18 protein-coding genes and 2 pseudogenes are annotated in these 19,439 nt (G+C 43.6%); 13 read left to right on the forward strand and 7 right to left on the reverse strand.

What is annotated here, in order from left to right; all coding sequences use genetic code 11:
- Positions 1–4: 4 nt before the first annotated feature.
- Positions 5–634 carry a TetR family transcriptional regulator gene (locus O4M77_RS00255; RefSeq protein ID WP_323713660.1) on the reverse strand — a complete coding sequence of 210 codons (630 nt, stop codon included), beginning with the start codon at positions 632–634 and terminating at the stop codon, positions 5–7.
- A 194-nt stretch (positions 635–828) separates the two neighbouring features.
- Between O4M77_RS00255 and rph the strand changes: the two genes are divergently transcribed.
- From rph to O4M77_RS00270, 3 genes are all read left to right on the forward strand, one after another.
- Positions 829–1,545: a ribonuclease PH gene (gene rph, locus O4M77_RS00260; protein ID WP_004781384.1), complete on the forward strand. Its 717-nt coding sequence runs from the start codon at positions 829–831 to the stop codon at positions 1,543–1,545.
- A gap of 149 nt (positions 1,546–1,694) precedes the next feature.
- Positions 1,695–1,817: a hypothetical protein gene (locus O4M77_RS00265; protein ID WP_005232802.1), complete on the forward strand. Its 123-nt coding sequence runs from the start codon at positions 1,695–1,697 to the stop codon at positions 1,815–1,817.
- 162 nt (positions 1,818–1,979) lie between these two features.
- Positions 1,980–3,131, forward strand: coding sequence for an IS4-like element ISAbe18 family transposase (locus tag O4M77_RS00270; RefSeq protein WP_323713661.1), 1,152 nt, complete (start codon positions 1,980–1,982; stop codon positions 3,129–3,131).
- Positions 3,132–3,183: 52 nt separating this feature from the next.
- Here O4M77_RS00270 and nadC read toward each other — a convergent pair whose 3' ends face one another.
- Positions 3,184–4,029 carry a carboxylating nicotinate-nucleotide diphosphorylase gene (gene nadC / locus O4M77_RS00275; RefSeq protein WP_034704010.1) on the reverse strand — a complete coding sequence of 282 codons (846 nt, stop codon included), beginning with the start codon at positions 4,027–4,029 and terminating at the stop codon, positions 3,184–3,186.
- A gap of 181 nt (positions 4,030–4,210) precedes the next feature.
- On the opposite strand from nadC, the gene ampD reads away from it, so the two are divergent.
- Together ampD and murJ are read left to right on the forward strand one after the other, a co-directional pair.
- Entirely contained in the window at positions 4,211–4,783 is a 573-nt protein-coding gene (ampD, locus tag O4M77_RS00280; RefSeq protein WP_313661392.1) for a 1,6-anhydro-N-acetylmuramyl-L-alanine amidase AmpD, read from the forward strand.
- Positions 4,784–4,860: 77 nt separating this feature from the next.
- Complete coding sequence (murJ, locus tag O4M77_RS00285; RefSeq protein WP_171431246.1) at positions 4,861–6,411, forward strand: murein biosynthesis integral membrane protein MurJ; 1,551 nt, start codon at positions 4,861–4,863, stop codon at positions 6,409–6,411.
- An 84-nt stretch (positions 6,412–6,495) separates the two neighbouring features.
- Here the strand turns inward: murJ and O4M77_RS00290 are convergent, their stop codons facing one another.
- Positions 6,496–6,654, reverse strand: coding sequence for a DUF1328 domain-containing protein (locus tag O4M77_RS00290; protein ID WP_004647174.1), 159 nt, complete (start codon positions 6,652–6,654; stop codon positions 6,496–6,498).
- Positions 6,655–6,846: 192 nt separating this feature from the next.
- Between O4M77_RS00290 and O4M77_RS00295 the strand changes: the two genes are divergently transcribed.
- Complete coding sequence (locus O4M77_RS00295; RefSeq protein WP_004781392.1) at positions 6,847–7,299, forward strand: YcgN family cysteine cluster protein; 453 nt, start codon at positions 6,847–6,849, stop codon at positions 7,297–7,299.
- A gap of 43 nt (positions 7,300–7,342) precedes the next feature.
- Here O4M77_RS00295 and O4M77_RS00300 read toward each other — a convergent pair whose 3' ends face one another.
- Positions 7,343–9,475: a putative bifunctional diguanylate cyclase/phosphodiesterase gene (locus O4M77_RS00300; protein WP_323713662.1), complete on the reverse strand. Its 2,133-nt coding sequence runs from the start codon at positions 9,473–9,475 to the stop codon at positions 7,343–7,345.
- Positions 9,476–9,742: 267 nt separating this feature from the next.
- Here O4M77_RS00300 and O4M77_RS00305 point away from each other — a divergent pair, with 267 nt between their 5' ends.
- Positions 9,743–11,017, forward strand: a complete 1,275-nt coding sequence (locus O4M77_RS00305) for a replication-associated recombination protein A (RefSeq protein ID WP_034704000.1) — start codon at positions 9,743–9,745, stop codon at positions 11,015–11,017.
- Between the two features lie 267 nt (positions 11,018–11,284).
- Here the strand turns inward: O4M77_RS00305 and purC are convergent, their stop codons facing one another.
- Genes purC through dapA form a run of 3 tightly spaced genes read right to left on the reverse strand, consistent with a single transcriptional unit; the run spans position 11,285 to position 13,560 of the window.
- Positions 11,285–12,004: a phosphoribosylaminoimidazolesuccinocarboxamide synthase gene (purC, locus tag O4M77_RS00310; RefSeq protein ID WP_004781395.1), complete on the reverse strand. Its 720-nt coding sequence runs from the start codon at positions 12,002–12,004 to the stop codon at positions 11,285–11,287.
- Between the two features lie 38 nt (positions 12,005–12,042).
- Entirely contained in the window at positions 12,043–12,648 is a 606-nt protein-coding gene (locus O4M77_RS00315; RefSeq protein ID WP_166137549.1) for a lipoprotein-34 precursor (NlpB), read from the reverse strand.
- Positions 12,649–12,660: 12 nt separating this feature from the next.
- On the reverse strand, positions 12,661–13,560 hold the full coding sequence (gene dapA / locus O4M77_RS00320) for a 4-hydroxy-tetrahydrodipicolinate synthase (protein WP_125278859.1): 900 nt from the start codon (positions 13,558–13,560) through the stop codon (positions 12,661–12,663).
- Between the two features lie 728 nt (positions 13,561–14,288).
- Here dapA and O4M77_RS00325 point away from each other — a divergent pair.
- The 6 genes and pseudogenes from O4M77_RS00325 to O4M77_RS00350 all read left to right on the forward strand — a co-directional run.
- Positions 14,289–14,912 (forward strand): annotated as a pseudogene (locus O4M77_RS00325) (MFS transporter); the annotation flags it as partial.
- Positions 14,913–14,960: 48 nt separating this feature from the next.
- Complete coding sequence (locus O4M77_RS00330; RefSeq protein ID WP_034703196.1) at positions 14,961–15,575, forward strand: IS607 family transposase; 615 nt, start codon at positions 14,961–14,963, stop codon at positions 15,573–15,575.
- Positions 15,572–16,729: an RNA-guided endonuclease InsQ/TnpB family protein gene (locus O4M77_RS00335; protein WP_125279454.1), complete on the forward strand. Its 1,158-nt coding sequence runs from the start codon at positions 15,572–15,574 to the stop codon at positions 16,727–16,729. The genes O4M77_RS00330 and O4M77_RS00335 overlap by 4 nt, the downstream gene beginning before the upstream one ends.
- 142 nt (positions 16,730–16,871) lie before the next feature.
- Positions 16,872–17,457 (forward strand): annotated as a pseudogene (locus tag O4M77_RS00340) (MFS transporter); the annotation flags it as partial.
- 233 nt (positions 17,458–17,690) lie between these two features.
- Positions 17,691–18,320, forward strand: coding sequence for a bifunctional nicotinamidase/pyrazinamidase (gene pncA, locus O4M77_RS00345; protein ID WP_159124185.1), 630 nt, complete (start codon positions 17,691–17,693; stop codon positions 18,318–18,320).
- A gap of 107 nt (positions 18,321–18,427) precedes the next feature.
- Positions 18,428–19,402: a bile acid:sodium symporter family protein gene (locus O4M77_RS00350; RefSeq protein ID WP_166137546.1), complete on the forward strand. Its 975-nt coding sequence runs from the start codon at positions 18,428–18,430 to the stop codon at positions 19,400–19,402.
- Positions 19,403–19,439: the final 37 nt, after the last annotated feature.

The following is a 19,439-nucleotide window of genomic DNA, read 5'->3' on the forward strand; positions in this document are numbered from 1 at the left end:
GACCTCAGGTTTGAGATAAAATTCCACGAAATAACAGTTCTAACTGCTTTAGGCTTTGCGCTTTGAAGTCATTTATCCGAGTTTGTCGCAGTTCGGGATCAGGCTGTGCCTGAAGCTGAATCCAGCCCATAGCCCAGTTTAATGCAAGAGGAACCAGGACCTGTGCCAGTGCGGTTAATTCGGCTGGAGAAGAAGATTGCTGGGCGGCTGGAATCTGTTCCAGGGTATGCCGAAAGTCTTGGGTCAGATAATGAATTTCCCGCTCAATGCCTTGTCTGATAATGTTGGAACCGCCCCAACGTTCGGCACTGACAAATGTCCAGGCTTCGGGATGGGCATCGACTGCCTGAAAAAACAGTTCGATCTTGGCTGAAAGCTCATTAAGAGAAAAATCTGCAGGTCCTAACTGATTCAGCACACCTTTGAGATGAATTGAAACCTGATCCAGAAGTTCCAGTCCCAACTGATCCATATTCTGAAAGTGTCGATAAAATGCGGCAGGCACCAGCCCGACTTCATGAGTGATTTCGCGCAGGCTGATGCTGCTAAATGCATAGCCACGGCTGCTCAATGCCAAGGTAGCATCGAGGAGGGCCTGGCGGCTTTGGTGCTTGCGTTCTTCACGTAAAGACATAGGGATCTTCCTTCGGCAGATTTGCAGTTTAGCAAAAAACATCTGTCCATCGCAGTAGCGCAGATGGACTGAAAAATCTATACAAGCAAAGCGTGTCCAGTGATTTTGTAAATGATCTGTCCTCTGTTCCAATCTTGGCGGAGGCTTCTGTTATACTGAGCCGCAATTATTTTTAGTCAACAGCAGGACCTATTATGCGTATCGACCAACGAGCATTAGATCAATTACGTGAAGTGAAAATTACCCGTAACTATACACGTTATGCGGAAGGTTCCGTATTGGTTGAATTTGGTCATACCAAAGTGCTGTGTACTGCCAGTGTAGACAGCTCTGTACCACGTTTCCTGAAAGGTCAGGGTCAAGGCTGGGTAACAGCGGAATATGGCATGCTGCCACGTTCAACACATACCCGTAGTGATCGTGAAGCTGCTCGCGGCAAACAAAGTGGCCGTACTCAGGAAATCCAGCGTCTGATCGGTCGTAGCCTACGTTCAATGGTCGACCTGAAAAAACTTGGTGAAAATACCATTACCATTGACTGTGACGTGATCCAGGCAGATGGTGGTACCCGTACTGCATCAATTACGGGTGCAGCCGTAGCATTGATTGATGCCATGAACGTATTGCTTGAGAAAAAGAAAATTAAACAGGACCCACTTAAAGGTCTGGTAGCAGCCATTTCTGTAGGTATTTTTAAAGATGAAGTCTTGCTGGATCTTTGCTATGAAGAAGATTCAAACTGTCAGACTGACTTGAATGTCGTGATGACTCAGGCAGGTGAATTTATTGAAATCCAAGGTACTGCTGAAGATAAGCCATTTACCCGTGAGCAATGCAATGACATGCTGGCCATGGCTGAAAAAGGGATTCAGGAACTGATCAAGAAACAGCAAGAAGCTTTGGGCTGGTAAGCTTTTCAAGTTGTAAAAAACGCATCTTCGGATGCGTTTTTTATTGTACCTACACATTGCCTGACAAAAAATGAACAGGATCTGTCTACTGTGTAACCTCTGTTTTAAGCGATGATCTTTTAACCAAATCTCATTCAGAGGGGTATAACATGAAAATATGGTTAATGGCATTTTCAGTATTTGCTGTGCTGGGTTTAACTGCCTGCGATTCGAATTCTCGTGATGAAAACCGCGATGGTGCAAATATGGAACGAGGAAGTGATACCAATTAACAGAGTAGAGGCCATTCAACCTCTATGATTTATATCCTTGAGAATAAGAAAAAGGGTGCTGTGGCCACTGCTGTCCCATAGTTTGCTTTAAATAAAAAAACCTGAGTCCTAACAGTTAAAATATGAGTGCAAACAAACACTTTAACGACCAGGATTCAGGTTTTGTCACATCAGAATACCGTATTTCATGAGCTAATTAAACCTGTTGTGCGACAGGATTTTGAACAACTTGCTAAAGTGCACCATGTTGGACAGAAATTTAGAGCGGCTTCCCGGTGGGATCAGTTTATTGCCATATTGATGTCTCAATTCTCTTGTAGGCAAAGTCTGAGAGATATTCAATCCAATTTGGAGTGCCAACAGGAAAAACTAAGTCATCTCGGAGCAAAGTCTATTCCCCGAAGCACGCTGGCACGAATCAATGAGCAGCAGCCTGCTGCCTTGTATCAACAGCTATTTTACAAGTTGCTTAAATACTATGAACACTCAAAAGTCGCTCATAAATTTCGCTTTAAGAATCCCTTGTATTCCTTGGATGCCAGTCATATTGACCTGTCGCTTTCCTTATGTGAATGGGCCAAAGTTCACGACTCAAAAGCCAGCATGAAACTCAGTATAGGATTGAATCACAGCAATGATATTCCTGAGTTTGTTGCAGTTGAAAATGGCAAAGAAAATGACATGGTACAAGGCCGCAAATTCCAGTTTCCTGCTGGCAGCATTGTAGTTTTTGATAAAGGCTATGTCGATTACCAATGGTATGCAAATCTGACTGCTCAAAACATTGGATTTGTCACACGTTTTAGGCCTAAATCTGTGTATCAGGTGATCCAGCAACATCCAGTGCTTGAATCCAAAGGTATTCTAAAAGATGAAACCATTCAGCTGAATAGCGCACATGCCCTAAAAAGAAAAGCCCCAGTGTTAAGAAGAATTGAATATAGAGATCAGCAAAGTGGCAAGCACTTTAGCTTTCTCAGCAATAACTTTCATTTAGCCGCCTCCACCATTGCGGCGATTTATAAAGATCGTTGGAAAGTTGAGCTGTTCTTTAAGGCGATTAAGCAGAATCTCAAATTAAAAGCGTTTCTAGGCCGCAGTAGGAACGCAATTCAGACACAAATCTGGAGTGCGATGATCGCCTATTTATTGGTGAGTTTCGCTCAACATTTAGGAAAAACAGGTTGGACAGTTCAACGTTTACTCAGAATAATTCAAGTGAATTTGTTTGAAAGAAGAACTTTAAAAGCTTTATTTTCACCCGATAAAATACCCATAAAACAAGAGGAAGCTCATTTGAGCTTCCTCTTGTGAAAAATTGTGGGACAGCAATGGTGCTGTGGCACCCTTTTTTAATAATAAGACTTTAACCATTAAAACGCATTGATAGGTCAATGGCTTTGACATCTTTGGTCAGTACACCCATCGAAATATAGTCTACGCCTGTACTCGCCACTTCACGTAAGTTATCAATGGTGATATTGCCTGAAGCTTCCAGTTTACAGCGACCAGCCACATGTTTAACGGCATCAATCATTTGCTGCTGACTGAAATTATCCAGCATCACGATATCAGCCTCGGCTTCTAGGGCCTGATTCAGTTCATCCCAGGTTTCAACTTCCACTTCAACTGGTTTACCCGGTGCAATCTGGTGGGCCATGGCAATCGCCTGGCGAATGCCGCCGGCTGCCATAATATGATTTTCTTTAATCAAAAAGGCATCGAATAGGCCCAGACGGTGATTCTGACCACCACCGACAGCAACAGCATATTTTTGGGCAATACGTAAGCCTGGCAGCGTTTTACGGGTATCTAAGAGCTTGGTATGCAGACCGTCCAACTCTTTGACATAGGTTGCTGTTTTGGTCGCAACTGCAGACAGCGTCTGTACAAAGTTCAGGGCAGGGCGTTCTACAGTCAGTAGGCTACGTGCAGAACCGGCCAGTTTTAGAAAAGCTTCATTGGCAGCGACATGATCGCCGTCATTTTTTAGCCAGATCACTTCTACACTCGGATCATAGGCCTGAATCAGGGCATTGACCCAAGGCTGACCAGCAAGAACCATTGCTTCACGGCTAATAATCGTGGCAGTCGCCTGTTCATCTTCAGGAGTCAGCAGGGCAGTAATGTCACCATCGCCAATATCTTCGGAGAGTGCCTGTTGAATATTGATCTGAATCGACTGTTCTAGCAAAGCCTGAGATATGCTCATGAGTATTTCCGTATCTTTTTTAGCCGTGAAAAATTGTGCGTTATCTTAACACCGTTACATTAAAATGAGCGATTTTTCATACAGCCTGCCGGGATGAATTGAGATTTGCCTATGAAAGTTTTAGCATTAAGCCGGCTGCAATCCTGATATTGCAGATTTTATTTTTGTACAGGACAGTTTTATGCAACAGGCAGCTGAGTTTCAAATCCAGGACGGGCAATTGCTCGGGGCGCGCCAGATCCCTTCTCCAAATTTTAATCAGCGGCCTGAACATACCGACATCCAGTTACTGGTGATCCATAACATCAGTCTGCCGCCGTCACAGTTTGGTGGTGGCTATATTGAACAGTTTTTTCAGAATCAGCTGGAGTGGTCAGTGCATCCGTATTTTCGGACTATTGAAGGCATGCAGGTGTCGGCGCATCTGCTGATTTTGCGTTCTGGTGAAGTGCTGCAGTTTGTGAATTTCAATGACCGAGCCTGGCATGCAGGTCGTTCCAGCTATCTGGCCAAAAAAGAATGTAATGATTATTCCATCGGGATTGAACTGGAAGGCAGTGATGACCTGCCGTTTGAACAGGCACAATATGATGCCTTGGTCAAAGTCACCGCCTGTTTACAAGACTATTATCCAAAAATGCAGCAGCATATTGCCGGACATTCGGACATTGCACCGGGACGTAAAACCGATCCGGGACCATATTTTGACTGGTGTGCTTTTCGTGCCCAGTTACAACATTATAAGAACCCATGACCCTTCAGGAAGTCATGTGATTAAGCAATGAACTTCTTTTGCAAGTTTCATTACAATAGGCCCAAATTAATTATTAGGTGAATAGGATGGCGCTTTGGCGTTCGACCGTAATTGTCAGTGCGATGACCATGTTGTCGCGGGTTCTGGGATTGGTCCGGGATGTGGTTTTACTGAATGTATTCGGTGCCGGTAAAGATTTCGATACCTTCGTGGTGGCATTTCGTATTCCAAACTTTTTCAGACGGCTGTTTGCAGAAGGGGCATTCTCCCAAGCCTTTATTCCGGTACTGACAGAATATAAAACCAGTCGTACTCATGCAGAAGTGCAGATCCTGATCAGCCGGGTCTTTGGCTGTCTGGCTACTTTCATGACCACCCTGACCATGATTGCCATCATTGCCGCACCGGTGATCATGTATATCTATGCGCCAGGGTTCCATGGCGATGAAGCAAAGTTTGCGCTGGCTACAGACATGTTCCGCTTGACCATTCCATACCTGCTATTTATGTCACTAACGGCTTTTGCCAGCAGTATTCTGAACAGTTATGGCTCTTTCAGTACGCCAGCCTTTGCTCCGGTCTTATTGAATATTGCCATGATTGCCGGTGCGCTCTGGCTCACCCCTTTTATGGCAGAGCCGATTATGGCGCTAGGCTGGGCAGTCGTAATTGCCGGTATTTTGCAGCTGGCAATCCAGATTCCAGAATTATGGCGTAAAAACCTGTTGATTCCACCGAAAGTAGACTTCAAGCATGAAGGGGTGGATCGCATCATGAAACTGATGCTACCCGCTTTGTTTGGTGTATCGGTCACCCAGATCAATCTGTTACTGAATACGGTTTGGGCTTCTTTTATGCAGGATGGTTCAGTGTCGTGGCTGTATAGTGCTGAACGCATGACCGAGTTGCCATTGGGTCTGATCGGTGTCGCAATCGGTACCGTAATTCTGCCGTCTTTATCCACACAGCATACGGAAAAGAATCCGGAAAAATTCCGTGGCATGATGGACTGGGCAGCGAAAGTCATCGTACTGGTGGGTTTGCCAGCCAGTATTGCCTTATTCATGCTGTCAACACCGATTATTCAGGCATTGTTTGAACGCGGACAGTTCACTTTTGAAGATACCCAGATGACAGCCTTGGCACTGCAATGTATGAGTGGCGGTGTGATTGCTTTTATGCTGATTAAAGTCTTTGCTCCTGGCTTCTATGCCCAGCAGGATACCCGTACACCTGTACGCGTCGGTTTAATGGCCGTAGCAGCCAATGCGATTCTGAACGTGATCTTTATTGGTTTCTTTAAACTGATTCATTGGGAAGCGGAGCATATGGCACTGGCACTGGCTTCGACCGGTTCAGCCATGGTCAATGCAGGTCTGCTGTATTTCTATCTGCATCAACGCAATATTTTCCGTTTTGGTGCGCACTGGAAAAAAATCTTTATGCAATTCATGTTTGCCAATGTGGTGATGATTGCAGCCTTGGCCTATGCACTGAGCTGGTATAACGGTGATGTATCACAGTGGATGCGTGTACTGGAAGTGCTGATTTTATGTGTGGTAGGAGTCGTGGCGTATTTGGCCGCATTGGTCGCTGCTGGTTTCAGACCACGCCATATCAAACCGTAATTCATTTTGGGCGCATAAAAAAACAAGAGCCAAATGGCTCTTGTTTTTTCTGTAGGAAACTTTTCCTTAAGCAGAACTCAGTCGCTAGACCTTGCCGCGAGAAAGGAAACCAACAATGGCAAGAATAACGGCAATCACCAATAAGATAATTGCGAAATCCTTAGATAAGCCTGCTACTCCACCGAAACCAAGTAGACTGGCAATCAAGGCAATCACAGCAAAAATAATAGCCCAGCGAAACATATCAATTCTCCATGTGTTTTTATTCTCAAATCCAGTATAGGAATATTCGATTTTGGGCACTGTTAGTGTTTTGTTGATGTACTGTCTCTGATTTAACAATAGTTTACGTGATATTAATAAGATTCACGTCCCTACATTTCCTTTGTTGAGACTTGGTATAATAAGCTGATTTTTACCATAGCCGTTTTGATTATGTCTGATGCCTTACGTCCATACTTCTGGAAAAAATATAGTCTCACTGAGCTGACGCCAGAAGAATGGGAAGCGCTTTGTGACGGTTGTGGACTTTGCTGCCTGATCAAGCTGGAAGATGAAGACACCCATGAAGTTGCCTATACCAAAGTGGCTTGCAAATTACTGGACTGCAAAACTGCCCGCTGTTCGGATTATCCGAACCGGCTGCAATATGTGCCGGATTGTATCCAGCTGACACCTGAGAAACTGGACACTATTCACTGGTTACCCTCAAGCTGTGCTTATCGCCGAGTTGCTGAAGGGAAAAGCCTGCCATCCTGGCATTATCTGAAGACGGGTTCACGACAAAGCGTGATTCAGGCCAAAAAATCCGCTGCTGGTCGCTGCTTAAGTGAAGTCGATATTGATGAAGATGAAATTGATGAATATATCGTGCGCTGGGTGCGCTAATGATTAGCGCAATCCAACCCCGTCAAATGATTAAATAAAAAAATTAAGCTGCCTGTTGTAGCAGTTGCTGTGCTGAAGACCCGGACATAGGACGATAAAAATAAAAACCTTGTCCGATCTGGCAATCACAATTGATCAGCGTGTCCAGTTGTTCAGTATTTTCAATGCCTTCGACCAATACAACCAGAGAAATACTGGAACCAATCTGGGTAATGGCTTTGACAATGGCCAGCGCAGACGGATCATTGTTCATGCGTTCTACAAAGTTGCGATCAATCTTGATGCAGTCGACCGGATATTCCTGCAAACGGGTCAGGGAAGAATGACCGGTACCGAAGTCATCCAGAGAAATATGAATTCCATGTTTTTTCAGCAGGTTCAGTGCCCGGATCACATAATTGGCTCCGCCTTCAGACAAGCTCTGCTCGGTAATTTCCAGCTCAACCTTATGCGCAGGAATATCGAATCGGGACAGACGAGCCAGAAATTTCTCAGCATAGTCATCGCGCAGGAATTCAACTGGAGCTGCATTGATTGAAATTGGCAGAATATCCAGACCTTCGGCCTGCCAGCGGCTCATATCCTCAAAGACTTTCAGCTGCATGGTTTCACTGATGCGCGAAGCCAGATCATAGTCCTGGAACGCTGAAAAAATATGAGAGGGTAACTGGATCTGATGCTGCTGATCCTGCCAACGCAATAAGGCCTCAAAACCAATCACCTCACCATCGGAGAGACGGACCTTAGGCTGATAATAAGGAATAATCTGATCCGCATGAATAATCTTGCGTGCCAGCGTCAGTTGTTTGGTCATGTTTTCCAGTGATCTGAACATCTCCTGATTAAACATGCGAATCCCGCCACGACCACTATTTTTCAGATCATTCAGGGCAATATCGGCGCATTTCAGCAGGTTAGAGCTATTCTGGGCATCTCGCGGATAAACGGTACAACCAATACTCATGCCGATACTCATGCGATGGCCGACATAACTCACTGGTTGTTCCAGCTGGGCATAGGCCAGTTGTGCAGTATTAATCAACTGGGTTTCGTTTTCCAAGTTTTTGACCAGAATGGCAAACTCATCTCCACCAAGACGGGCAACGACTATATTTTTGGAACCAAAACAGGCCTGAAAACGCTTGCCCAAGACATGCAGTAAATGATCTCCGGCAATATGACTCAAAGTGTCATTGATATGCCGGAAATAGTCCAGATCGATCAAGAGCAAGCCAACCATCATTTGCTGCTGCTTAGCTTTTAGCAGTACTTGTTTAAAGGTCTTATAAAAGGCATTGCGGTTATACAGGCCGGTCAGCTCATCACGCTGAATTACGGCTTTTAAACGGCTTTCTGCTATTTTTTGCTGACTGATATTGCGTGAAACGCACAGGATATTTTGGGGAATATTATTTTCGTCTAATACTGGAGTCAATAAATGATCCCAATATTCTGGGTCCTGATTCTCTGTCTGGGCTTTTTCTACAAAACGGCTATTTAAGCCTTGGGCAGCCTGTTTTAAAGCACGTTGTCCGGTTTTCTTAACCTCAGCGGGTAACAGGCTTAACCATGAATGCAGGGCAGGCTGCTGTTCAGGATCAATCCCTAACTTATGACAGGCTGACTGATTGATATGACGGATCTCGCCTTGTGGAGACATGACTTTAATACAGTCGACACTGGCATCCAGCATATTTTTCTGGGTAGAAATCACCTGAGACAGCTGTTGCTGAATCTCGAAATATTCATGAATATCGGTCAGGGATACCGACCATTGCAGCAGATGTTCCGCTGTATGCTGAGACTTGATGGCCAAGGCACACATACGGTAGCTGGAATCGGCCGATTTAATCCGGCACTGGGTATTAAAGCCTTGTTGCTGATTCAGGGCAGCATGCCATTGCTCAGAAAAGGCTGGTTGATCATCTGGATGAATCAGGCTTTGCCATTCTTTAGGACCATGTTCACTTAAATTAGTGCCTAAATAATCCGAAAGTGCCTGATTAAAATATTCAATATTATCCTTGCCCAGCACCCAGAGTGGATGTGGCACATCATTGATCAGATCCTGTAATAATCTGGATTTTGCATGTTGCTCATTAGAAGATTGTATCGAGGTTGAAATAAGCGACTCAGCGCATTCTGCAGTTGTTCGTCTAGATTTATTATGCTTCATGCATCCCCACCGATACCACCCAAAGAGCATCCAATCAGTTGCTCAAGTCCATTCTAATTAATATGAGACAATGTGAAATTTACAAGGTTATTCACCTGTAATTAATCATGTTCTATTTATCTACTTTTCATAAGATTAATCCATTCATTGTAAAAAAAATAGAGCTTTCTTACATAAATTAAATTTTTCTCATAAATGTTTGAAATATTGGAATCAAAACTACCGGTGTTAGAATGAAAGCAGAATTTAATTTGAGCCAATAATAAGATGTCAGACAGTCATATCCCGCTTCCAGAACGCTTGCGGCCTCGCGACCTTGCAGAAATTATCGGGCAGGATCACTTGCTTGGAGAGAATGCACCTCTACGTCAAATGATTGACCAAGGGCATTTACCATCGATTATCTTCTGGGGGCCACCTGGAGTAGGTAAAACCACAATTGCCTTGCTACTTGCCCAAGCGGTGGACCGGCCATTTATCAGCCTGTCTGCACTCAATACTGGTGTGAAAGAATTGCGTGAAGTCATTGCAGAAAGTGGTGATCTGCTGACGCCCGTGGTGTTTATTGACGAGATTCACCGTTTTAATAAATCCCAACAGGATGCACTGCTGAATGCCGTCGAAAAAGGCAAAATTACCTTGATTGGTGCGACGACGGAAAATCCATCTTTTGAAGTCAATAGTGCCTTGCTGTCACGTTGTCAGGTCTATACCTTAAATGCGCTGAGTGATGAAGCGATTCAGACTTTACTGACTCAGGCGATTCAGACTGACAAATTTCTGCAGGAACGCTATATCCAGATTGAAGAATTTGACGCCTTATTGCAGTTTGCCGCTGGGGATGCGCGTAAGGCCCTCAATTTGCTGGATCTGATTGCCAGTACCTTTGAGGCTGACCAGGAAAATATCATTACCAATGCGATTGTGGTCAAAGTCGCACAGCAGAATATTGCCCGTTATGACAAATCTGGCGAACAGCACTATGATCTGGTTTCGGCCTTCATCAAGTCGATTCGTGGCAGTGATCCGGATGCTGCCCTGTACTGGATGGCGCGTATGCTCAAAGGTGGTGAAGATCCGGTCTTTATTGCCCGCCGTATGCTGATTGCAGCATCAGAAGATATTGGCAATTCCAATCCGAATGCCTTGTTGCTGGCGGGCGAATGCTTCCGCTCAGTTCAAGCGATTGGCATGCCGGAATGCCGGATTATTCTGGGACAATGTGCGGTTTACCTGGCGACTAGTGCCAAAAGTAATAGTACCTATCTGGCGATTAACAAGGCGATGGATCTGGCTGAAAAAACGGCCAATTTACCAGTGCCTTTACATCTACGTAATGCACCGACCAAAATGATGAAAGAGCAGGGCTATGGGGTAAATTATCTGTATCCGCACAACTATCCGGAACATTTTGTCCTGCAAGATTACCTGCCGCCTGAGCTGAAAGGCACCAAGCTGTACGAATCGGCACGTAATAAGCGTGAAGTAGAAGGCGAACGTCTGCAACAACGTCGCTGGCAGCAGGAACAACAGCAGCAATAAGCAAAAAAAAGCCCAATTCAAGGAGAATTGGGCTGAAATAGGATGTCTTGGGGGAGATACATCCTAGAGGGTAAGGGTATAAATCTGGTCAGCAACATCAGATGGATTGCATCTGCTGAGGAGATTGCCGGGATGCAGTAATACTAAGACATGCATTGAATAATGTAAAAACGATCATTTTTATTAATAAAATTCATTTTTTCGATCATAAGATTAGACAATAAAAAACCGGGCTATTAACCCGGTTCTTTGAAGCACTATTAGTGCTTAGATATCTTCAAGATTGATACCTAAACGTGCTGCAACTTCTTCGTACGCTTCAACCACGCCGCCTAGGCCTTGACGGAAACGGTCTTTATCCAGTTTTTTCTTGGTGTCTTTGTCCCATAGACGGCAACCGTCTGGAGAGAATTCATCACCCAGTACGATACGGTCGTGGAACACACCAAATTCAAGTTTAAAGTCAACCAGAAGCATATTACCCGCTTCGAATAATGCTTTAAGCACATCGTTCACTTGGTAAGTCAGTTCTTTCATTTTTGCCAGTTGTTCAGCAGTCGCCCAACCTAAAGCAATCGCTTGAGATTCGTTCACCATTGGATCGCCTAGCGCGTCATCCTTGAAGAACAATTCGAATGTAGGAGGAGTTAATTCTTTACCTTCTTCTACACCCAGACGACGGCATAAAGAACCCGCAGCATAGTTACGTACCACACATTCTACTGGAATCATTTTAAGTTTTTTCACTAACACTTCAGTTGGTGTCAGCAGTTTCTCAAAATGAGTTTCAATACCAGCAGCAGCCAGCTTTTCCATGATGAAGGCGTTAAAACGGTTATTCACCTTACCTTTACGATCCAGTTGTTCGATTTTTTCGCCATTGAATGCGGACGCATCGTCACGAAAAACTAAAATCAGGTGGTCTTCACTGTCCGTGGTATAGACAGATTTCGCTTTACCAGTATAGAGCAAGGTTTGTTTTAACATGAGGGAACCTTCTACAAAAAAAAATGCCTAGAAAATGTCTAGGCTGGCCAATTTTGGTAAATCTGGTTTAACAGTTCTGCTGCTTTTTCGCGGTCGGCAAAACTGTTATCGGGATTAAACACAGCCAGGGTGTTACTCGAACCTGCGGGAGAGAGTCTTAAAACATAGGTTTGCTGATCAACCTGAATCGTTACTTCATAACGATCTTTATTTTGACCAACGATAGAATGGTTAAGGCTGCTAAGCGTGGCAAGAGTGTATTGCCATATTGTAGCAGCATTTCCATCAATTTTGAGCAGTGGATTTTGATTTCCGTCAGTGACTAATTGCGGCTTTCCTGAAAAATTTTCTTGAGTTTCATCTGTTTGAGTTGAATTTACTGGCTGTGCAGTAGGGCGTGGCATCGCAAAGCGGTTACCACGCTGATTTTCAAGCTTTGGTGCATTTTCCAGGGCAAGCGGATCCACTGTCGGAGCAGGGTACAAAGGCGTTGCAGGACGAACCATTGACCCTTCAGGATATTGTAATGGTTGCAGCGTGGTTGTTTCTTTATAGTCCAAGGTACCGTTTTTAAAGGCCATTGAACTACAACCTGCTAAACTGAATACTGAAAGTGCCAGGGTAAGTCCTAAACGTAATTGCATAATCGTTGCTCTTTATTTAATGACGCTCGCTTCTACAAGTGCCTCATGAAGCGGAGCGCGATATTGTTCTGCAAGTGGTGTTAATGGAAGGCGAATACCTGTACCAATTAAGCCCATATCATGGAGAGCCCATTTCACAGGAATTGGGTTTGATTCGCAAAATAGAATATTGTGTAAATTTGCAACCTGAGCATTGAGCTCTTCAGCACGTGCAGCATCGCCTGCAATGGCTGCAGCACATACTTCACTCATGACTTTTGGTGCAACGTTGGCAGTCACAGAAATATTGCCTTTGGCACCATGACCCATTAACTCATAGGCAGTTGCATCATCACCTGAGTAAACGGTCATGTTTTTACCTGCCAGACCTTCAATCAGGGCAGCACCACGGGCTACATCACCTGTTGCATCTTTAATGCCCACGATCTGTGGAATATCTGCCAGACGGATCACGGTTTCATTAGCCATATCCACGCCAGTACGGCCTGGAACGTTATAAAGAATTTGAGGTAGGTCAACCGCTTCAGCAATGGCTTTATAATGCTGGTATAAACCTTCCTGAGTCGGTTTGTTGTAGTAAGGAGTAACCAGCAGGGCAGCATCAGCGCCAAGTTCTTTGGCTTCCTGAGTCAGCTCGATTGCTTCACGAGTCGAGTTTGCGCCTGTACCGGCAATGATAGGAATACGTTTGTTGGCAACACGAATGATTTCTTTGATCACTTGAGTGTGCTCGCTCATGCTGAGCGTTGATGCTTCACCAGTAGTACCTACAGCCACAATGCTGTTAGTGCCTTCTGCAATATGCCACTCAACCAGCTTCTCGAGACCCTTCCAATCTACGCTGCCATCTTCAAACATGGGGGTGACGATTGCGACAATGGAACCCTGAATGGTCTGTGCTTGCTGAGTCATTTTAAAAAACTATCCTATTTGTCCATCCGAAGAGAATGAGAAAACATATTTGGGATGGGTTTGTATTTTGATTTGTAGCAAATTCAATAGATTTGCACTGAATTGAATATTGCTTATGCAAATTATGACTGATCAAACGCATAAGAACAATATGCTTTAGTAAAAGCCACTGAATTCTTTATACAAAGCCTCTAGGCAACAATCAAGTTTTAATCGTTATGATTTTTTGCTGTCCAAATCATCCTTTATCCTCCAGCAGGATGAAAGCTAATGAATTCATTTTTTCAGGAAAAAATACACAGAATAAGTCACTTAAGTGAATTAAATAGATTTAGAAAACATTCTTTTATGGTGTTTTAGGGGAGTATTAATATTTATATTCGATGAATTAAGAGCTAAAATATATCGAATAATAAACCTCATTTATGAGGAATAAAAAGCAAAAATGCCTGAACTAATCTTTTTTTCGTATTAGTGATCGGCCCCGAATTTTTCTCACTGTTGAATTTCTGGGTTTGATGTATAAGTCTAAATCCAAAAATACTGGGATTTTAATACTTCTCATTAATTGCTTTTTTGACTTTATCGAACAGCATCTTAAAGTCATCAATTTTCTGGATTTTTCAGTATATCCGAGCAAATTGTTCAACTTATTGGTAGTTAATTCTATTTGAGCGCTCATAGATGATGGCCTCTCTTTTGAACGCTGATTGAACAAGGATATTCCAATGGAAAAATCAGACAATAAGCACGCGATCATCACGGTAGGGATCTGCTTTCTGATCGCTGTGATTGAAGGCCTGGATATTCAGGCTGCCGGGATTGCCGCTGCTGGTATTCGTGAGCACTTTGGTCTGGATAGCTCACAATTGGGTGTGTTTTTTAGTGCAGGGATTCTGGGCTTATTGCCTGGTGCACTGGTCGGTGGTCGATTTGCGGACCGTATTGGCCGTAAGAAAGTTTTAATCTGGTCAACCGCAATTTTTGCACTATTTACCTTATGTACCGTGTGGGTGAACAGTTTCCACAGTTTGCTGGCAGTTCGTTTTCTGGCGGGTGCGGGTCTTGGCGGTGCAATGCCAATCTTAATCACGCTGGCTTCTGAAGCCGTGGCTCCACAAAACCGTGGACGTGCCGTGGGCCTGATGTACTGTGGTATGCCAGTGGGTGCTGCAATCTTGTCTTTAATCGCAGCAACTGAATTCGGTGCAAACTGGAAAAATGTTTTTTACTTAGGTGGTTTATTACCCATCATCGTGATTCCACTGATGATGTTGTGTCTGCCTGAATGTAAAGAATACTTAAAGACACAAAACAAGACAGCCGCAGAACGTGCAGCATCTCCTCAGGGTTATTAATTGTTATTTGAATTCTACTTATTTCTATACTATTATATACAAATGAGTAGATATGTTAGCATTAGTGTTGCAGCTAAAACATTGGGTGTATCCATCCAAACCTTAAGAAGGTGGGATGAGGAAGGTGTTTTAGTTGCAGATCGAACACCTAAAAATCACAGACGTTATGATCTGAGCAAAATCACGCCTGAACTTATCCATGATCTCGCTATTCAAAACAATCGAAAAACGATTGCTTATGCAAGAGTTTCGAGTCACGACCAAAAGGCTGATCTTGAAAGGCAGAAACAAGTTTTGGAGATGTATTGCGCCAAGCAAGGTTGGACATTTGAATTAATTAGCGATCTTGGTTCAGGAATGAATTATCGCAAAAAGGGGTTAAAAGCCCTTTTAGATGGGATTATTGATAATGAAATTGGTCGCTTAGTTCTTACCCATAAAGACCGATTATTACGCTTTGGTGCAGAATTGGTATTCGCTTTATGCGAAGCACGTAATGTTGAAATTGTGATTATTAATCAAGGTGAAAATCTGAGTTTTGAAGAAGAACTTGCTCAAGATGTATTGGAAATTATTACAGTGTTCTCCGCAAGATTATATGGTAGTCGCAGCAAGAAAAATCAAAAGTTAATACAGGCTGTTAAAGAAGCACTATGAGTCGATTTATACGAGGGCATGTCATTGAGTTGATGCCTAATAATAAGCAAGCAAGCTATTTCGCTCAAGCGTGTGGTGTTGCTCGTTTAACGTATAATTGGGCGTTAAAGGAATGGCAACGGCAATATAAAGCTGATAAGGAATATCGAGATCAGTGTGAATATTATGGTGTTGAAGTAGATCGGAACTTACTAAACAAGCCTAAAGAGGCAAAACTAAGAAAACATCTAAATTCTTTTAAATTTGAAAAATACCCTTTCATGAAGAAGGTGACTAAATGTTCGCCACAGCTTGCTATCAAGCAACTAGGTAATGCTTTTGATCGGTTTTTTAGTGGTCTAAGTAAATACCCCAAGCCAAGGAAAAAAGGTAAGGATGATCGCTTTTCATTATCAAATGATCAATTCAGTATAGATAATAAATCTATTAAAATCCCCAATTTAGGTTGGGTGAGGATGACTGAGGCTTTACGATACAAAGGTAAAATCTTGTCAGCTAAAGTTTTTAAACAAGGTCGCAAGTGGTTTGTGTCGATTGCTGTTGAATTGGCTCAGATTGAAAAACTAAAACCCAAAACAGGGTTGTCTATTGGTGTGGATCTAGGGGTATCTAGTCTTGCTACCCTTTCAAATGGTGAGGTTATACCATCACTTGCACCACTCAAAAGACAGCTTGCTAAACTAAAAAGACTCAACAAGTCTTTTAGTCGCAAGAAAAAAGGTAGTCAGAATCGGGAAAAAGCAAAAACCAAGCTTTCTCGCCTGCACTACAAAATAGCTTGCCTTCGTAAAAATAATCTTCACCAGGTCACAACTGATCTGGTTACACGTTTTGATGTGATCGCAATTGAAGATTTAAACGTTAAAGGCATGGTGAAGAATCGAAAACTCGCAAGAGCTATATCTGATATGGGTTTTTATGAGTTTAAAAGACAATTGATTTACAAGGCTAAACAGCATGGAAAATCTATATTGTCTGTTGGTCGATTCTTCCCAAGTAGTAAAATGTGTTCTTGCTGTGGTGAATTAAATCAATCTCTTACACTTTCAATTCGTGAGTGGAAGTGTTCTGTTTGTCACACCAAGCAAAGTCGAGATATTAATGCAGCAATTAATATTTTAAATCACGCTGATAAGGATTTAATTGCTGCTTAAGTGGTGATTAAGGCGGTGAGTTACACCGTGACAGCCTATGGAGTTGGGGTAATTCCAAAAGCAGATGCTTTTGGTTCTTGATGGTGAAGTAGGAATTAAACATCAAATCCACATAAGTAGGTTTGAGTAGGTTTTAAATAACGGTTCATTCAAGGATCTGTTTAACTCTGACAACTTGCTTCGTACGCTTTGCATCTGGGTCAGCTACTTCTTCACCCTGATGGTGGTGTACATTATGTTGAGCTGGTTGCCATCATTGTTCATGGAACTGGGCTTCACCCGTAAAGATGGTTCAACTGCAGAGTTCTACTTTATGGTGACTGCAACGATTGGTACCGTGATTTTGGGTATGCTGACGGATCGCCTGAAAAAAGCGTATGTCATTCTATTGATGTACGGCGGTATCCTGGCGGGTCTATTAGCGTTGAACGGTGCAAGCTCACTTGAGCAAATGTACATGGCCGCAGCACTGGCAGGTGCCTTTGTGATTGGCTGTCAGGGTGTACTCTATGCCTTCGGTAGTATCGTTTACCCAACTGAAGTACGTGGTACAGGGGTAGGTGTTGCTTCCGCAGTTGGCCGTATCGGCGCCATGCTTGGCCCTGCAATTGCGGGTCAGCTACTGACAGCAGGTCTTCGGTGCAGCAGGGGTGATCTCGGCAGCGATTCCATGTATCGTAATCTCTGCGGTATGTATGCTACTCCTGGTCAGCCGTACCAAGGTTTAAAAATAAAAAGATGAATATCCGAAAAGCCTGCACTGATGCAGGCTTTTTATTTTCCAGTATCAGTTCAGCTTAAGACAAATTCTTTCTATGTTTTGGAGAGCAATAGCTTTTACAGTTAACTCATCATGCGTTTTATCAGAATGCAGAGTCATTCTATTTTTACCTAAAGGGCTAAAAATTTTCTTTAGTTTTAAGCTATGCTTGGATGCAAACTCAGATTTCAAGGGATGAAAATGATGCAAAATGCGGCGCTGATTGTGGTGGATGTACAAAAAGGATTTACCCCAGGTGGAAATCTGGCTGTTACCAATGCCGATCAGATTATTCCGAATATCAACCGATTGGGGCAGTACTTTCAGAATATTGTGCTGACTCAGGATTGGCATCCGGCAGAGCATATCTCCTTTGCAGACAATCATCCTGCTCAAGCAGCCTATGACACGATTCAGCTGGATTATGGTTCTCAGGTCCTTTGGCCGAGTCATTGTGTACAAGGGACTGAGGATGCTGAATTCCATCCGGAGCTGAACCTTCCGCAAGCTCAACTGATTATCCGCAAAGGCTTTCATCAAAATATCGACAGTTACTCCGCCTTTATGGAAGCTGATCAAAAAACCAGTACCGGTCTGGCCGGCTATTTACGTGAGCGCGGTATTGATACCGTATTCATCGTGGGTATCGCGACTGATTTTTGTGTGGCCTGGACTGCGATGGATGCCTGCAAACTCGGCTTTAAGGCCTATGTCATTGCGGATGCCACCAAAGGTATAGACCTGAACGGTTCGCTACAACATGCCTGGCAGGACATGCTGGCACAGGGTGTAAAACGGATTTATCTGAAAGATATTATTAATGCTGCCTAAGCGCTGACTTAAGGCGATTAGGGCCATTTGCCATTATGCAATGGTTTGTTTACTTTGAGGCATCCACAGATGCCTTGATTTCTTTTTCATGACACTTGGATTTTCCCATGTCAGCACTTCTTCAATTTAGCCAGTTTGTCCAAAAGACCTTTGCTCTATGGGTCATTCTGTTTTCAGCCATTGCCTTGATGCTGCCGGATCTTTTTGTCTGGTTACGCGCCTATATTCCCTGGATGCTGGGTCTGATCATGTTCGGCATGGGCATGACCATGACGCCAGGTGATTTTAAAAGTATCTTGCAAAGTCCCAAGGCCGTTGCGATTGGGGTCGTGGCTCAGTTTATGGTGATGCCAGGGTTAGCCTTTTTGCTCTGTCAGCTATTCCAGCTTCCGGCTGAAATTGCGATTGGTGTGATTCTGGTGGGCTGCTGTCCAGGTGGCACGGCATCTAATGTGATTACCTATATGGCCAAAGGCAATACGGCCTTGTCTGTGGCGTGTACTTCGGTATCAACTTTATTGGCACCGCTTTTGACTCCGGCAATTTTTTATCTGCTGGCCAGCCAATGGATTGAAATTAATGCCTTATCTATGCTGATTTCGATTCTACAAGTGGTGCTGTTTCCAATCATTTTAGGTTTGATTGTCCGTGCCCTTCTAAAAACCAAGGTAGAAGGCTATATCCAAGTAATGCCAGTAATTTCGGTGATTGCCATTGTCGCAATTGTGGCGGCCATTATTGCTGGCAGTAAAACCCAGATTCTGGAATCCGGGTTAATGATTTTGGGTCTAGTGGCTTTACACAATGGAATGGGCTACTTGTTGGGTTATTGGGCAAGCCGAATATTGAAACTGGCAGAAATCGATTGTCGCGCGGTTTCGATTGAAGTGGGAATGCAGAATTCTGGTTTAGGGGTAGCGTTGGCTGCGACCCATTTTGCCGCGTCTCCCATCACTGCGGTTCCAAGTGCTATTTTCAGCCTATGGCATAACATTTCTGGACCCGCCTTGGCGACGTACTGGGCCGCCAAAAGTAAGACAATTGAATCTGCATCAGCACAAGATACTTCCGCAGATAGATAACATCCTGATTGCTGAAGATTTTATTTCTCTCATATAA

Origin of the sequence: Acinetobacter sp. YWS30-1 (assembly GCF_033558715.1) — a bacterium.
GTDB lineage: Bacteria > Pseudomonadota > Gammaproteobacteria > Pseudomonadales > Moraxellaceae > Acinetobacter.

Coding starts and splice junctions, on each gene's coding strand:
- O4M77_RS00255 (WP_323713660.1), bottom strand. CDS start 634: ATGTCTTTACGTGAAGAACGCAAGCACCAAAGCCGCCAGGCCCTCCTC.
- rph (WP_004781384.1), top strand. CDS start 829: ATGCGTATCGACCAACGAGCATTAGATCAATTACGTGAAGTGAAAATT.
- O4M77_RS00265 (WP_005232802.1), top strand. CDS start 1,695: ATGAAAATATGGTTAATGGCATTTTCAGTATTTGCTGTGCTGGGTTTA.
- nadC (WP_034704010.1), bottom strand. CDS start 4,029: ATGAGCATATCTCAGGCTTTGCTAGAACAGTCGATTCAGATCAATATT.
- ampD (WP_313661392.1), top strand. CDS start 4,211: ATGCAACAGGCAGCTGAGTTTCAAATCCAGGACGGGCAATTGCTCGGG.
- O4M77_RS00290 (WP_004647174.1), bottom strand. CDS start 6,654: ATGTTTCGCTGGGCTATTATTTTTGCTGTGATTGCCTTGATTGCCAGT.
- O4M77_RS00295 (WP_004781392.1), top strand. CDS start 6,847: ATGTCTGATGCCTTACGTCCATACTTCTGGAAAAAATATAGTCTCACT.
- O4M77_RS00300 (WP_323713662.1), bottom strand. CDS start 9,475: ATGAAGCATAATAAATCTAGACGAACAACTGCAGAATGCGCTGAGTCG.
- O4M77_RS00305 (WP_034704000.1), top strand. CDS start 9,743: ATGTCAGACAGTCATATCCCGCTTCCAGAACGCTTGCGGCCTCGCGAC.
- purC (WP_004781395.1), bottom strand. CDS start 12,004: ATGTTAAAACAAACCTTGCTCTATACTGGTAAAGCGAAATCTGTCTAT.
- O4M77_RS00315 (WP_166137549.1), bottom strand. CDS start 12,648: ATGCAATTACGTTTAGGACTTACCCTGGCACTTTCAGTATTCAGTTTA.
- dapA (WP_125278859.1), bottom strand. CDS start 13,560: ATGACTCAGCAAGCACAGACCATTCAGGGTTCCATTGTCGCAATCGTC.
- O4M77_RS00330 (WP_034703196.1), top strand. CDS start 14,961: ATGAGTAGATATGTTAGCATTAGTGTTGCAGCTAAAACATTGGGTGTA.
- O4M77_RS00335 (WP_125279454.1), top strand. CDS start 15,572: ATGAGTCGATTTATACGAGGGCATGTCATTGAGTTGATGCCTAATAAT.
- pncA (WP_159124185.1), top strand. CDS start 17,691: ATGATGCAAAATGCGGCGCTGATTGTGGTGGATGTACAAAAAGGATTT.
- O4M77_RS00350 (WP_166137546.1), top strand. CDS start 18,428: ATGTCAGCACTTCTTCAATTTAGCCAGTTTGTCCAAAAGACCTTTGCT.